Source organism: Bartonella bennetti, from assembly GCF_045945445.1.
Lineage (GTDB): Bacteria > Pseudomonadota > Alphaproteobacteria > Rhizobiales > Rhizobiaceae > Bartonella.
On sequence record NZ_CP174576.1, the window covers coordinates 733,888 to 747,440 of the forward strand.

Annotated in this window: 13 protein-coding genes; 11 read left to right on the forward strand and 2 right to left on the reverse strand. The window is 33.8% G+C overall.

What is annotated here, in order from left to right; translation table 11 throughout:
• Positions 1–62 precede the first annotated feature (62 nt).
• Positions 63–2,615 (reverse strand): response regulator, encoded by a 2,553-nt coding sequence (locus ACJTDF_RS03385; RefSeq protein ID WP_407966145.1) that lies wholly within the window; start codon positions 2,613–2,615, stop codon positions 63–65.
• Positions 2,616–2,826: 211 nt separating this feature from the next.
• Here ACJTDF_RS03385 and ACJTDF_RS03390 point away from each other — a divergent pair, with 211 nt between their 5' ends.
• A complete protein-coding gene (locus ACJTDF_RS03390; protein ID WP_407966146.1) occupies positions 2,827–3,108 on the forward strand; it encodes a hypothetical protein in 282 nt (93 codons plus the stop codon).
• 793 nt (positions 3,109–3,901) lie between these two features.
• On the opposite strand, the gene ACJTDF_RS03395 is transcribed toward ACJTDF_RS03390, so the two are convergent.
• Positions 3,902–4,441, reverse strand: a complete 540-nt coding sequence (locus ACJTDF_RS03395; protein WP_407966147.1) for a flavin reductase — start codon at positions 4,439–4,441, stop codon at positions 3,902–3,904.
• 156 nt (positions 4,442–4,597) lie between these two features.
• On the opposite strand from ACJTDF_RS03395, the gene rpe reads away from it, so the two are divergent.
• The 10 genes from rpe to ACJTDF_RS03445 all read left to right on the forward strand — a co-directional run bounded on the left by rpe (position 4,598) and on the right by ACJTDF_RS03445 (position 13,514).
• Positions 4,598–5,272 carry a ribulose-phosphate 3-epimerase gene (gene rpe / locus ACJTDF_RS03400; RefSeq protein WP_407966148.1) on the forward strand — a complete coding sequence of 225 codons (675 nt, stop codon included), beginning with the start codon at positions 4,598–4,600 and terminating at the stop codon, positions 5,270–5,272.
• A gap of 9 nt (positions 5,273–5,281) precedes the next feature.
• Positions 5,282–6,583 carry an adenylosuccinate lyase gene (gene purB, locus ACJTDF_RS03405; RefSeq protein ID WP_407966149.1) on the forward strand — a complete coding sequence of 434 codons (1,302 nt, stop codon included), beginning with the start codon at positions 5,282–5,284 and terminating at the stop codon, positions 6,581–6,583.
• 8 nt (positions 6,584–6,591) lie between these two features.
• The gene (locus ACJTDF_RS03410) at positions 6,592–7,140 is read left to right on the forward strand and encodes an RBBP9/YdeN family alpha/beta hydrolase (protein ID WP_407966150.1); all 549 of its coding nucleotides are present in this window, start codon (positions 6,592–6,594) and stop codon (positions 7,138–7,140) included.
• Between the two features lie 143 nt (positions 7,141–7,283).
• Positions 7,284–8,048, forward strand: coding sequence for a phosphoribosylaminoimidazolesuccinocarboxamide synthase (gene purC / locus ACJTDF_RS03415; RefSeq protein WP_407966213.1), 765 nt, complete (start codon positions 7,284–7,286; stop codon positions 8,046–8,048).
• A gap of 82 nt (positions 8,049–8,130) precedes the next feature.
• A complete protein-coding gene (purS, locus tag ACJTDF_RS03420) occupies positions 8,131–8,370 on the forward strand; it encodes a phosphoribosylformylglycinamidine synthase subunit PurS (protein WP_407966151.1) in 240 nt (79 codons plus the stop codon).
• A gap of 11 nt (positions 8,371–8,381) precedes the next feature.
• Entirely contained in the window at positions 8,382–9,050 is a 669-nt protein-coding gene (gene purQ / locus ACJTDF_RS03425; protein WP_407966152.1) for a phosphoribosylformylglycinamidine synthase subunit PurQ, read from the forward strand.
• Between the two features lie 247 nt (positions 9,051–9,297).
• A complete protein-coding gene (gene purL / locus ACJTDF_RS03430) occupies positions 9,298–11,511 on the forward strand; it encodes a phosphoribosylformylglycinamidine synthase subunit PurL (protein ID WP_407966153.1) in 2,214 nt (737 codons plus the stop codon).
• Positions 11,512–11,527: 16 nt separating this feature from the next.
• Positions 11,528–11,761: a BolA/IbaG family iron-sulfur metabolism protein gene (locus ACJTDF_RS03435; RefSeq protein WP_407966154.1), complete on the forward strand. Its 234-nt coding sequence runs from the start codon at positions 11,528–11,530 to the stop codon at positions 11,759–11,761.
• Positions 11,762–11,861: 100 nt separating this feature from the next.
• Positions 11,862–12,194 (forward strand): Grx4 family monothiol glutaredoxin, encoded by a 333-nt coding sequence (grxD, locus tag ACJTDF_RS03440; RefSeq protein WP_407966155.1) that lies wholly within the window; start codon positions 11,862–11,864, stop codon positions 12,192–12,194.
• A 66-nt stretch (positions 12,195–12,260) separates the two neighbouring features.
• Positions 12,261–13,514: a multidrug effflux MFS transporter gene (locus ACJTDF_RS03445; RefSeq protein WP_407966156.1), complete on the forward strand. Its 1,254-nt coding sequence runs from the start codon at positions 12,261–12,263 to the stop codon at positions 13,512–13,514.
• Positions 13,515–13,553: the final 39 nt, after the last annotated feature.

Here is a 13,553-nt window from a genome sequence, read left to right on the forward strand (position 1 = left end):
CAATACTTGAAAATATAGAAGTCTTATGGCTTTTAAAAGTTAAAAATATAAAAATGCATATTCTATTGTGCGAGGGTTTCTTTAACTGCTAGTGCTAACTGTTTAAGTGTGAATGGTTTAGATAAGAACCCAAAAACAGCCTCTTCTGGAAGATTTTTAGTAAAAGCATCTTTTGTATATCCAGAAACAAAAATGATTTTTATATTAGGATAATTTTTACGTGCTTCTATGAGTAAAGTAGGTCCATCCATCTCTGGCATAACTACATCAGATACAATAATATCAACAACACCTCTGTTTTTTTCAAGTATAGCAAGTGCTTCCACCCCGCTTGCAGCCTCTAAAACCGTATAACCTCTCATTTGGAGAGCCCTTACACTACTCATTCTTACAGAATCTTCATCTTCAACTAATAAAACAGTAGCAGAACCTGTTAGATCTGTATTCTTTTCCTGTTCTTCTACTTTTTCAATCTGTTGAAAAATCTCCCCACTCATAGGAATATAACGTGGTAGAAAAATATGAAATGTTGTGCCTTCTCCTTCTTGACTATCACAGTAAATATATCCCCCTGTCTGTTTGATAATACCGTAAACCATTGATAAGCCAAGCCCTGTACCTTTACCAACTTCTTTTGTTGTAAAAAATGGTTCAAACATTTTTTCTTGTATAACAGCAGATATACCAGTTCCTGTATCTGAAATGCTTAACTGTACATATTCACCAACAACAAAACCAGCATAATCGAATTCTGCACTTTGCTGTTTTGTAATATTATTTGTCGCAATTGTTACTATTCCTCCATCAAGCATAGCATCACGCGCATTGATAACTAAATTCATAATAACACGTTGAAAAGATGCTTGGTCAACTTTAACGTTCCACAGATCTTTTCCATGAATGATTTTTAATTGAATATTATTCCCTAAAAGAGGTAAAATAAGATTACGTATATCTGATAAAAGCTCTGTAAAATCAATTTTTTCAAGTCGAAGCGTTTGCTTTCTGGAGAAAGCTAATAACTGTTGTACAAGTGCAGCTGCACGATTAGCATTATTTTTGATGTTAATAAGATCAGCATGTGCTGGATCAGAACTGCGATGTGTATTTAAAAGAAAATCACATGACATTAAAATTGCTGTTAAAACATTATTAAAATCATGAGCAATACCACCAGCTAACTGTCCCACAGCTTGCATTTTTTGGCTTTGTATCATTTTATCTTCAAGGATTTTTTGTTCTGTTATTTCTATTCCAGATACAATCACTAAATCTTGTAATGCATTATCGTGATCTAATGTTATAAGCATTGTATAAAGACGCAAATAGCGTTTTTGATTACCTTCTAATACTGTTTCTATTGGAGCTAAATAGTTTTTATTCGTTGTAATCTGCTGAAATACACGATCTAACTGTTCATGATCACAGGGAGATATAATATCATAAAAACTAACAGCTTTACTAGATTTTCCCGTGAGTAATAAAAAGGCATTATTGACATATATAAATTGCCCGTTTTGAGTAACGATTGCTATCGCAAAAGGGCTCGCATTAAAATATTCGATCAATATGCTTGGCAATTTTGATTGGCTATTACTTTCATTCTTTTTTATTTTCTGTGGTATCATAATAATGCGATAAATAGCCTCATCTTCTACAAGAGCAGAAGCATACATAAAACAATTGAATATTCTTTTATTACCAGTTTCTGAAATCGAACATAAAGAAAATGTATAGGGTATCGTGCAATTTGAATTCTGATATTTGTTATTGTTCGAACAGATATCACTCCATGTGCTATTATTTCCAACGGAATGAAATAATTGATCAAAACTATATTGACCAACAGTAAAATTTGTTAAATCGATTAAAAACCATTTAGCAAAAATAGTGTTCAAATATATAATTATTCCTTGTGCATTCACAGATAAAAATCCAATAGGAGCTTGATCTAAATAACTAATAGCTTCCTGTGAATTTAAGAAAAAAGCTTCATTGTACTGATGATATTGCTGTAAATGAGAAACATCTGTGATACGCCAAAATAAAAGCTTCTTTCCCCTCTTAACTGTAATAGGATGAGTAGAAATATTGTACCAAATAGCGTCTTTTTGTTTTGAATTAATAAAAATTGATCGATCCATTCTCAATACTTCTTGAGCTGCAGAACCACTTAATGCTGCCACTTTTAAACGGTATAAAAGCGCCCCAGTGTTTGGAAGATCAGCAATAACTACATAACAAGAAGCTTCAGGCTTATAAGTAAAAATTTTTTGATAATTTTGATTAGAATAATAAACAAAGCCAGATAAATCAGAAACTATAATTATATCATCTATCTCATTAAAAATGTTAAAATCTAAATCTTTATGTAATTGCACAGCACTACATCTGAAAATGTTCATTCCTAATAAAAAAAGTGCTATAATACCTATTATCGCTAAAACTAAAAGAAATATCAAAGCAGTCTTATAAAAATAGCCTTGCGGATAAAAAAAACCTATCAATCCAATAATGAATAAAAAAATTATTGTAAAAATAGTAACTCCAATTATAATTTCCCGACGCACGAAAGTAGACAATAATTTATTAATATTCTCAAAATTTTTATCCATTTTTACCTCAATTATGACTATTTTTATGTCACAAATTGCCTTTACGGTTTCTATAAATTATTGATATTAAATAATATATTGTATAATGTAATTTTAAAAGTCTAATTTTTATAATATTATAAATGGAAAAATAATAGGCTTATTATTAAGATTTAAGAGGGATAATATGAAAAGTTGGTTATCAGATTATATAAACGTGCCGATAACACAAGTGATGATCAACTTTTTTTATCTCATGCTAATAATTGTAGCAATCGCCATAATTATTAAGCTTTTAACTAAGTTAAATAAAATACAATTTAGAACTAGCAGAAAGTATCAACCACGGTTAGCTATATGTGATACAGTCGCTATTGATCGTACACATCGTCTCGTTTTAATACGCCGAGATAATATAGAACATTTAGTTCTTATCGGTGGATCAACAGCTGTTATTATAGAATCAAATATTGCCAATGTGGAATCAGATATTGTTAGAAAATATACTGCATAAAATACCTCATATAAATAACCCAAAAATAGATAGCTGATATTAATACAGTAGAAATCAATATTTGTTCTATGTTTCTAACTCTTAGAAACAAAATCCTCTTCCGTAAATTTATACTTCTTTATAGCTAGTATTTTCTCTCCCTTTATGACTATATTAAAATTTAGACAGTAAGTTTTTTGATTGATGTATGTTCTCCCAAATAGCTGTTTTTAAATCAGCACGATAGATTGTTTTTTGTTGTTCGTAGCGTTTTCTTGTATTGCCAATGCAAAACTCCAATTAGTCTGATTTCAAAATGCTTTATACGATTAGATTCTTCATTTCTCTTACAAAATCTGTAATTAACATCATCAATACGCTTCAAAGCTGCATCTATTTTTGCAACAGTTTTTTTCATCGACCAAGAATACGTAATTCAATTGTATCACTCCAATTATATTCAAAATATGCGTTTAAGCTTTTTATATGTAGAAGTTGTATAAAATGAATGATGATAAATATTATGCTAGTAAAAATGATCGTTTTATAAATGAGCAGAAAAAACATATTTTGTGCTAAATTAATTCTTTGAAAAAATGATATAATAAGAGAAGCACATGAAATTTTAGAAAAATTGCAAAAAAGGTTAATCAAGCCAATATAACTGATTGTTTATCTTGCTAGACCAGATATACATATATTTTAAATATTAGTATGATTTAGCAAAGATTTTTTTATCCTAGAATAAGCTAATCACCAAACTAAAATGTTAAACGTACTAATAACAAATTACCAACATTTGCAAAATATACGCTTACAAAGGTAAAGATAAGGTGTGATAGTCGCGATTAAAATACATTAAAGAATCTTTTTCTTGATTACGGTTTATTGCAACAACTTCACCAATCAAAATATAGTGAGTTGCATGTTCATGATAACAAATTAAATTACAGTCAAACGAAGCCAAAGCATTGGATAAACTCGGAGCACCGGTCTGCAAAATACCCCATTCAGCTGCAGCAAAACGTTCATTTTGCGTGAAACTATAGCGTCCAGAAAAGACATCAGCTAATAAACGATGTTTTCCTGTTAAACTATTGACACAAAAATTTCCGTTTTCCATAAATAGCTTATTTTCAGTATTATATCGCATTAAACAGACAAGAAGTGTTGGAGGATCATCTGATAAGGAACAACAAGCTGAAATTGTTACTCCACGCTTACCCTTAATACCATCTGTTGTTACAATATGGACAGCTCCTGCAAAATAACTCATTGTATCCCGATATTCTTGAGACGAAACAGGAACTATTGATTGAGATTTCGATGTTAAATATATTTTATGCTTAGACATAATTTTTGACTTATACAGCTATTAAAATTTCAAAATATATTTCAATATTTTCTTTTATTATACACTATCACTCTCTTAATATCATATATGAAAAATAAAATGTATATTTTATCATTTAAAATTACATGCTAAAAAAGATCAACTAAGGAGATCTTAATGTCCCGTTCCCATCTTATTGCCCCTTCACTCTTAGCTTCTGATTTTTCTAAACTTGGTCAAGAATTATCAGATGTTCTTGATGCTGGTGCAGATTGGATTCATCTTGATATCATGGATGGTCATTTTGTCCCTAATATCAGCTTTGGACCAGATGTTGTCAAAGCTTTACGTCCACAAACAAAAGCAGTATTTGACGTTCATCTTATGATAGCACCTGTAGATCCTTATCTTGAAGCTTTCGCAAAAGCTGGTTCAGATATTATAACCATTCATGCAGAATCAAGTACTCATCTTCATCGTTCATTGCAAATGATCAAAGCAATGGGTAAAAAAGCCGGCATTGCAATAAATCCAAGCACATCAGAACATATACTCGAATACTTGCTGGATCAATTAGATCTCATCCTTATTATGACAGTTAACCCTGGATTTGGTGGGCAAAATTTTATTCCAGATATGGAAAATAAAATCAAAAGAGTAAAAAATATGATTGCCAATCGTCCTATTGATCTTGAAGTTGATGGTGGTATTACAGTTGATACAATTGGAAAAACTGCAAAAGCAGGTGCAAATATATTTGTTGCAGGCTCTGCAATTTATAAAAATGGTAACAAAAATCTTTACAAAACACGTATTAGTGCACTGCGCCAAGCTGTAATTCTCTCACAATAAGGAAAAATCATGATCACACGTTATTCTCGTCCTGAAATGGTGGCTATCTGGTCATCAGAAACAAAATATCGTATTTGGTTTGAAATTGAAGCACATGCTTGTGATGCAATGGCTCAGCTTGGTATTATTCCTAAAGAAGCAGCTAAAACCATCTGGGAAAAAGGTGCAATTGCCAAATTTAATGTGAATCGTGTTAATGAAATTGAGACAATTACTAAGCATGATGTAATAGCATTCTTAACTCATTTGGCTGAGTTTATTGGACCAGAGTCTCGTTTTATTCATCAGGGCATGACATCGTCAGATATATTAGATACAACGCTCAATATCCAATTGATGCGCGCTACCGATATTCTTCTAAAAGATATAGACCATCTTCTTGCAGCATTGAAAAAACGTGCCTTTGAACATAAAGAAACAATTACGATTGGACGTAGTCATGGTATTCATGCTGAACCTACGACATTTGGGGTCAAATTTGCTTTCGCATACGCTGAGTTTGCTCGTTGTCATAAACGTTTACTCGCTGCACGAGAAGAAATTTCTACCTGTGCTATCTCTGGAGCTGTTGGAACTTTCGCTAATATTGATCCACGTGTTGAAAAATATGTAGCAAAAGCATTAGGTATGCATATTGAAACTATTTCCACTCAGGTTATACCACGTGATCGTCACGCTATGTTTTTTGCAACACTTGGTATTATCGCTTCATCTATTGAAAGATTAGCCATAGAAATACGCCATTTGCAACGAACAGAAGTTCTTGAAGTAGAAGAATATTTTTCCTCTGGTCAAAAAGGCTCATCAGCAATGCCTCATAAGCGTAATCCGGTTTTAACAGAAAATTTAACTGGATTAGCCCGCATGGTACGCGCATTTGTAGTACCTGCAATGGAAAATGTAGCACTTTGGCACGAACGTGATATTTCTCATTCATCTGTTGAACGTTATATTGGTCCTGATGCTACTATTACACTTGATTTCGCTCTTGCCCGATTAACATCTGTAATTGAAAACTTAATTATTTATCCAGAAAATATGAAAAAAAATCTCAACAAATTTTGTGGCCTTATTTATTCGCAGCGTGTACTTTTAGCACTTACACAAGCTGGTACTAGCCGTGAAGATGCGTATCAGATTGTACAACGCAATGCAATGAAAGCTTGGGAACAAGGGAAAGATTTTTTAGAAGAATTGCTAAGAGATGAAGATGTTTTAAAAATTTTAAGTGAAGTAGAACTTCGTGAAAAATTTGATCTTTCTTATCACACTAAACATGTTGATACAATTTTCAAACGGGTTTTTGGATAAAAAAGTTTATGAAAGCAAATCAACTCGATATTCTTATTATCCCCGGCTATAAAGGATCTGGCCCTGATCATTGGCAAACACGTTGGGAACAAAAATTATCTACAGCTCGCCGCGTACAACAAATCCAATGGTCAAAACCTGTTCGCGAAGAGTGGGTTAATGCTGTTGAATCTGCTATTGAACAAGCTAATAAACCTATCGCTATTATAGCTCATTCATTAGGAGTTCCAACAGCTATTCACGCAATTGCACATAATCCGGAAAAAATTCGTGGTGCTTTCTTTGTTGCCCCACCGGATATAGAGAATGAAAAGATACATCCTAAACATTTGATAACATTTGGTCCATATCATCGTAAAAGTTTACCTTTTCCTTCAGTGGTTATAGCTAGCCATAACGATGAATTTTGCCAATTTTCAGTAGCAAAAAAACTTGCTCATGACTGGGGTGCACTTTTCATTGATGCTGGACAGTCTGGTCATATTAATGTAGAATCTGGACATGGACCTTGGCCAGAAGGATTGATAATTCTTTCTCATTTCTTTGCAAAACTCTGAATCTATTATAGCCTTTCTTTCACATACTTTAAATAACAAAAACTGTAGTAAATATTATAGCAATCATTGAGAATTCTTGACAATTAGGATAATGTTTTCCTTCGTAGTAATATTTGACACCTCTAAACGAATAGAAAAATATGATGAATCGTCGCCACCGCATTTACGAAGGAAAGGCCAAAATTCTATATGAAGGGCCTGAGCCGGGAACTTATATTCAATTTTTTAAAGATGATGCAACTGCATTTAATGCAAAAAAGCATGAAATCATCGATGGCAAAGGAGTCTTAAATAACCGTATTTCAGAATATATTTTTACTCAACTTGGTCGTTTAGGAATTCCAACACATTTTATTAAACGTATCAATATGCGCGAACAGCTTATTAAAGCGGTTGAAATTATTCCATTAGAAGTTGTTGTACGTAATATCGCCGCAGGTTCCCTTTCTAAGCGTTTAGGACTAGAAGAAGGAACAGCTCTTCCACAATCTATCATTGAATTTTATTATAAAAATGATTCTCTTGATGATCCAATGGTAACAGAAGAACATATCGTTGCTTTTGGATGGGCTGCTCCACAAGAAGTAGAAGATATTATGCAACTTTCATTTCGTATTAATGATGTTCTCTCTGGGCTGTTTGCAGGCGTTGGTATCCAGTTGGTTGATTTTAAAGTGGAATTTGGCCGTTTATGGATAGGTGAAACAATGCGTATTGTTCTCGCAGATGAAATTTCACCTGATTCTTCTCGTTTATGGGATATTCAAACAAAAGAAAAATTGGATAAAGATCGTTTTCGGCGTGATATGGGTGGACTTATTGATGCCTATCAAGATGTTGCAAGACGTCTTGGTATTATGAATGAAAACGAACCTCCACGGCCTAGTGGTCCAGTCTTAGTTAAATAAAAAGCAAAATAACTCAATTCCTAACTTACTTAATAAAAATACTATTCTTCAAAAAAGAGTTATTTAAATAATAGGAAAAAAAATGAAGGCACGTGTCACAGTTACTTTAAAAAATAGTGTCCTTGATCCACAAGGGGAAGCAATAGTTAATGCTTTAAATAGCTTAGCCTTTACAAATATTCAATCTATTCGCCAAGGGAAAGTTTTTGATATTATCCTTAATGATATGGCTATTGAATCTGCAAAACAAACACTTGAACAAATGTGTGAACAATTGCTTGCGAATACTGTTATTGAAAATTATACAATAGAACTTCTTTAAGTAAATTAATCATGAGAACTGCTATCATTCAATTACCCGGATTAAATCGCGATCAAGACATGATTGCAGCTTTGTATCATATAACAGGTGTTGAGCCATTAAAAATTTGGCAAACAGAAACAACAATTCCAAATGTGGATATGATTGTTATTCCTGGTGGTTTTTCCTATGGTGATTACTTAAGATGTGGTGCTATTGGTGCACGAACACCAGTTTTGCGGGCTGTTTGCGATAAAGCACAACAGGGTATAACAATTATAGGAATATGTAATGGTTTTCAAATTTTGTTAGAAGCAGGATTATTGCCAGGTGCTCTAATGCGTAACACTTCCTTGAAATTTGTTTGCCGTGAAGTAAAACTTGAAGTAACCAATGCTGAAACGAAATTTTCCCGGCTTTATAAAAAAGGACAAATTATCCGCTGCCCTGTTGCTCATCATGATGGCAATTACTTTGCTGATAATGATATATTGAAACAAATGGAAGATAACAAGCAGATTGTTTTCCGCTATGCAAAAGGCGAAAACCCTAATGGTTCAATAAATGATATAGCTGGTATTATTAATAAAGCTGGTAATGTGCTTGGTATGATGCCTCATCCTGAAAACCTTATTGAATCAGCACATGGCGGTACTGATGGCCGTTTACTTTTTCAAAGTGTTTTAGAATTAGTCTCATGACCATAAAAATATTTCTTGGAATTTCTAGATATTTTTGCATTAACTGTCTATACAAAACAGCCAATAATACGAAAATATATAAAATAAATTTTATCAGTTATGTTTCTTCAGCCATCATAATGAAATATATTACTCTATATACGCAGTATTGTTGATTTATAAATGAATAAAGCTAATAATCTGGATTATTGGATTACTGGCAATAATAAATGTTAATTTTAATTAATTTAACGGAATGAAAACTAATATGACCTTTTGCAATGATATTGCCATTACACCAGAATTAATTGCAAACCATGGCTTAAAAACTGATGAATATCAACGTATTTTGGAGTTAATTGGTAGAGAACCAACATTTACAGAGCTTGGAATTTTTTCTGCTATGTGGAATGAGCATTGTTCTTATAAGTCATCAAAAAAATGGCTTAAAACCTTACCAACAAAAGGGCAATGTGTCATCCAAGGCCCTGGAGAAAATGCAGGAGTCATTGACATTGGTAATGGTGAATGCATTGTTTTTAAAATGGAAAGTCATAACCATCCTTCTTACATTGAGCCCTATCAAGGTGCTGCAACAGGCATCGGTGGCATTTTACGCGATGTTTTTACGATGGGAGCCCGACCTATTGCGACTATGAATGCATTACGATTTGGCTCTCCTGGCCATCCTCGAACACGTCATCTTGTTTCTGGTGTTGTTTCTGGAATTGGTGGGTATGGTAATGCTTTTGGCGTGCCAACTGTTGGTGGAGAAGTTAATTTTGATAAACGCTACAATGGTAATATTCTTGTTAACGCCTTTGCAGCTGGTATTGCGAAGGTAGATTCCATTTTTTATTCCAAAGCACAAGGTGTAGGCCTTCCTGTTGTTTATCTTGGTGCTAAAACAGGGCGTGATGGTGTTGGTGGAGCAACAATGGCTTCCACTGAATTTGATAATACGATTGATGAAAAACGTCCAACTGTTCAAGTAGGTGATCCCTTTACTGAAAAATGTCTTCTTGAAGCCTGTTTAGAATTAATGGCATTAGGAGCTGTTATTGCTATTCAAGATATGGGAGCCGCAGGACTAACCTCCTCTGCGGTGGAAATGGGTGCAAAAGGAGATCTAGGTATAGAACTTAATCTTGATCAAGTACCAGTTCGTGAAGATAATATGACAGCCTATGAAATGATGCTTTCTGAAAGCCAAGAGCGTATGCTTATGGTGCTTAAGCCAGAGCTAGAAGAACAAGCAGAAGAAATTTTTCAAAAATGGGGACTTCATTTCTCTGTTATCGGAAAAACTACTGATGATTTACGTTTCCGTGTGCTACATAAAGGAAAAGAAGTAGCAAATCTCCCAATCAAAGAACTTGGTAATGAAGCACCTATCTATGATCGTCCTTGGATAGAACCCCTTAAAAAACCTGCCTTAAAAGTAGAAGAAGTTGAAAAAGTTGATAATCTTGGTAATGTACTTCTTACGCTTTTGAATTCTGCTAATCAAAGCTCACGGCGCTGGATTTACGAACAATATGATACCTTGATCCAAGGCAACACTCTTGTTAGACCAGGTGGTGATGCAGGTGTTGTCCGTGTAAGGAATAATGATAAACGTGCTCTTGCTTTTTCTACCGATGTAACACCTCGTTATTGTGAATCTGATCCTTATGAAGGAGGAAAACAAGCCGTTGCAGAATGCTGGCGTAATATAAGCACCACAGGCGCAACACCACTCGCTGCCACAGACAATCTTAATTTTGGTAATCCCGAAAAACCTGAAATTATGGGGCAACTTGTTTTAGCTATCAAAGGTATAAGCGAAGCTTGCAAAATACTCGACTTTCCAATCGTTTCAGGAAATGTCTCTCTTTACAATGAAACTAATGGAGCAGCAATTCTTCCTACACCTACAATAGCGGGTGTTGGCCTCCTTGATGATTGGTCAAAAATGGCTACGATCAATGGTATGCACAATGGAGATATTATTGTTTTAGTTGGCTCCTGCGGATCACACCTAGGACAATCAATCTATATGCATAACATCTTAAATATTGAAGCAGGTGCTCCACCTTATGTAGATTTACACCTTGAAAAAAAACATGGCGAATTTGTTCGCAATGTTATTCATCGCGGTTTTGTTCATGCTGCTCATGATATTTCTGATGGAGGATTAGCTATCGCTCTTGCAGAAATGGTAATTAAAGCAAATAAAGGAATCAAAGTAGAATTAAGTAATCAATCACCACATCACGCTGAACTTTTTGGTGAAGACCAAGGGCGTTACCTTTTAGCCATTAAACCTAATGCATTAGATAATCTTAAAATGCTTGCGCAAACAAACACAATTCCCTTAATAGAGCTTGGTATAGTTGAAGGTAACACGCTTGATATAAAAGATGTATTAACACTTTCAATAACTGAACTTACACAGGCTTATGAAAATTGGTTTCCAAAATTTATGGATAAAAGTAAATAAATCAAGGAGAATTTCCATGGCAATGAGTGCAAATGAAATTGAAATCCTTATTCGTGAAAGCATTCCCGATGCAAAAATAATAATTCGTGATCTTGCTGGAGATGGTGAACATTACGCAGCTGAAATTATTTCAGAAAATTTTCGAGGAAAAAGCCGCGTTCAACAGCACAAAATGGTCTATGATGCTCTTAAAGGGAATATGGGAAACGTTCTCCATGCTTTAGCTCTGCAAACAAGTGTTCCTAAATAATCTCAAAATTTTCTCTTGCATTCATTCTGTTAATACGGTTAAAAAAATGGTATTAGTATAAATATGTGTTTTTCAAAATCGGCAATATTGAGGAATAATAATGACTGCTGTTCATGATTTTATTGATAATGAAATTAAAACAAACGAAGTTGTTTTATTCATGAAAGGGACGCCTAATTCTCCTCAATGTGGATTTTCTGGACAAGTTGTTCAAATCCTTGACTATTTAGGAGTAAATTATAAAGGGATTAATATTTTAACTTCTAACGAATTACGTCAAGGAATAAAAGATTATTCAAATTGGCCAACAATTCCACAACTCTATATTAAAGGTGAATTTATTGGTGGCTGTGATATTGTCAAGGAAATGTTTCAAAACAATGAGTTGCAGGAACTGCTGAAAGAAAAAAGTATAACCTTTACCAAATCATAAATACCTCTAATTATTCAAATTCTTATTAGGTATTGTTCAGTCGAAATTCTTATTTTAAGGATACATATGTCATATTCTGCCGACGAACAAAAGCACATAGATGCAATTAAAAAAAAAATTGGATATAAAGAATTTGTTATCCTCATTGCAGCACTTATGGCAATCAATTCGATAGCAATTGATATTATGCTACCAGCTATGCCTGATATTTTAAACAGCTTGCATGCTACTAATGAAAATGATCAGCATTATATCATCTCTTGTTATCTAATCAGCTATGGTGCTACGCAAATATTTTTTGGCCCAATAAGTGACCGTTATGGACGGCATAAGCTTATTCTTATTGGTCTTGCTTGCTATTCATGTGCAGCAATCGCATGTATATTTGCATCAAGTTTTCCTATATTTCTTATTCTGCGTGTCTTGCAAGGTATTGGAGGAGCAGCTATGCGTGTGCTCACAATGTCCATTGTACGAGATCTCTACAATGGTCGAAAAATGGCAGAAGTTATGTCCATAGTCATGATGATTTTTCTTCTTGCAGCAATGATGGGGCCAGCAATAGGACAAATTATTTTGTTATTTGGACAATGGCAATTAATTTTTATATTCATGGCAATTGTTGGTTTTGGATTAATGATTTGGATTCAAGTACGTCTACCTGAAACCATTTATATACCACGATCTCTTTCTTTTTCTTCTGTAAAAAATAACTTATGGCTTATCATTACCAATCGTTCAACACTTTGTTATACACTTGCAACTTCTATTATTTTAGGTTGTATTTTTGCTGCTATTAACACATCGCAACAAACTTATGAAGGAATCTATAATTTAGGCATTTGGTTTCCTGTCGCTTTTGCTCTTGGTGCTGCATTTCAAGCTATATCATCTTTTCTCAATTCTCGTCTTGTAGGAAGCTTTGGAATGCGACGTATTTCTCATACAATGCTTTTACTGTTTTCTAGTATTTCATGCATTTGGTTTGTTGGATCAGTTTTAACAGGCGGCGTTGTATCTTTTCCGTTTTTTATGCTATTATATTGCATACTGATGTTTGCATGTGGCGGCATTATGGCTAATTTTAATACACTCGCCCTAGAACCTTTAGGAAAAATAGCTGGAACTGCATCTTCTGTATCCGGTTTTCTTCAAACGTCCATCGGTGCAGGTCTTGGTTTTTTCATAGCACAATGCTTCGATGAAACAACAATTCCTAATTCAGCCGGATTTTTCTTTCTTAGTCTCATAGCTATTCTTCTTGTTTTATGGGCTGAGCATGGACGTTTTTTTACAAAATATAATTCTGAATCAATCTAGCAATAAAATGCAACTTTCCTACAAAAAAATTCTCAATGT

Coding starts and splice junctions, on each gene's coding strand:
- ACJTDF_RS03385 (WP_407966145.1), bottom strand. CDS start 2,615: ATGGATAAAAATTTTGAGAATATTAATAAATTATTGTCTACTTTCGTG.
- ACJTDF_RS03395 (WP_407966147.1), bottom strand. CDS start 4,441: ATGTCTAAGCATAAAATATATTTAACATCGAAATCTCAATCAATAGTT.
- rpe (WP_407966148.1), top strand. CDS start 4,598: ATGTCCCGTTCCCATCTTATTGCCCCTTCACTCTTAGCTTCTGATTTT.
- purB (WP_407966149.1), top strand. CDS start 5,282: ATGATCACACGTTATTCTCGTCCTGAAATGGTGGCTATCTGGTCATCA.
- ACJTDF_RS03410 (WP_407966150.1), top strand. CDS start 6,592: ATGAAAGCAAATCAACTCGATATTCTTATTATCCCCGGCTATAAAGGA.
- purC (WP_407966213.1), top strand. CDS start 7,284: ATGAATCGTCGCCACCGCATTTACGAAGGAAAGGCCAAAATTCTATAT.
- purS (WP_407966151.1), top strand. CDS start 8,131: ATGAAGGCACGTGTCACAGTTACTTTAAAAAATAGTGTCCTTGATCCA.
- purQ (WP_407966152.1), top strand. CDS start 8,382: ATGAGAACTGCTATCATTCAATTACCCGGATTAAATCGCGATCAAGAC.
- purL (WP_407966153.1), top strand. CDS start 9,298: ATGACCTTTTGCAATGATATTGCCATTACACCAGAATTAATTGCAAAC.
- ACJTDF_RS03435 (WP_407966154.1), top strand. CDS start 11,528: ATGGCAATGAGTGCAAATGAAATTGAAATCCTTATTCGTGAAAGCATT.
- grxD (WP_407966155.1), top strand. CDS start 11,862: ATGACTGCTGTTCATGATTTTATTGATAATGAAATTAAAACAAACGAA.
- ACJTDF_RS03445 (WP_407966156.1), top strand. CDS start 12,261: ATGTCATATTCTGCCGACGAACAAAAGCACATAGATGCAATTAAAAAA.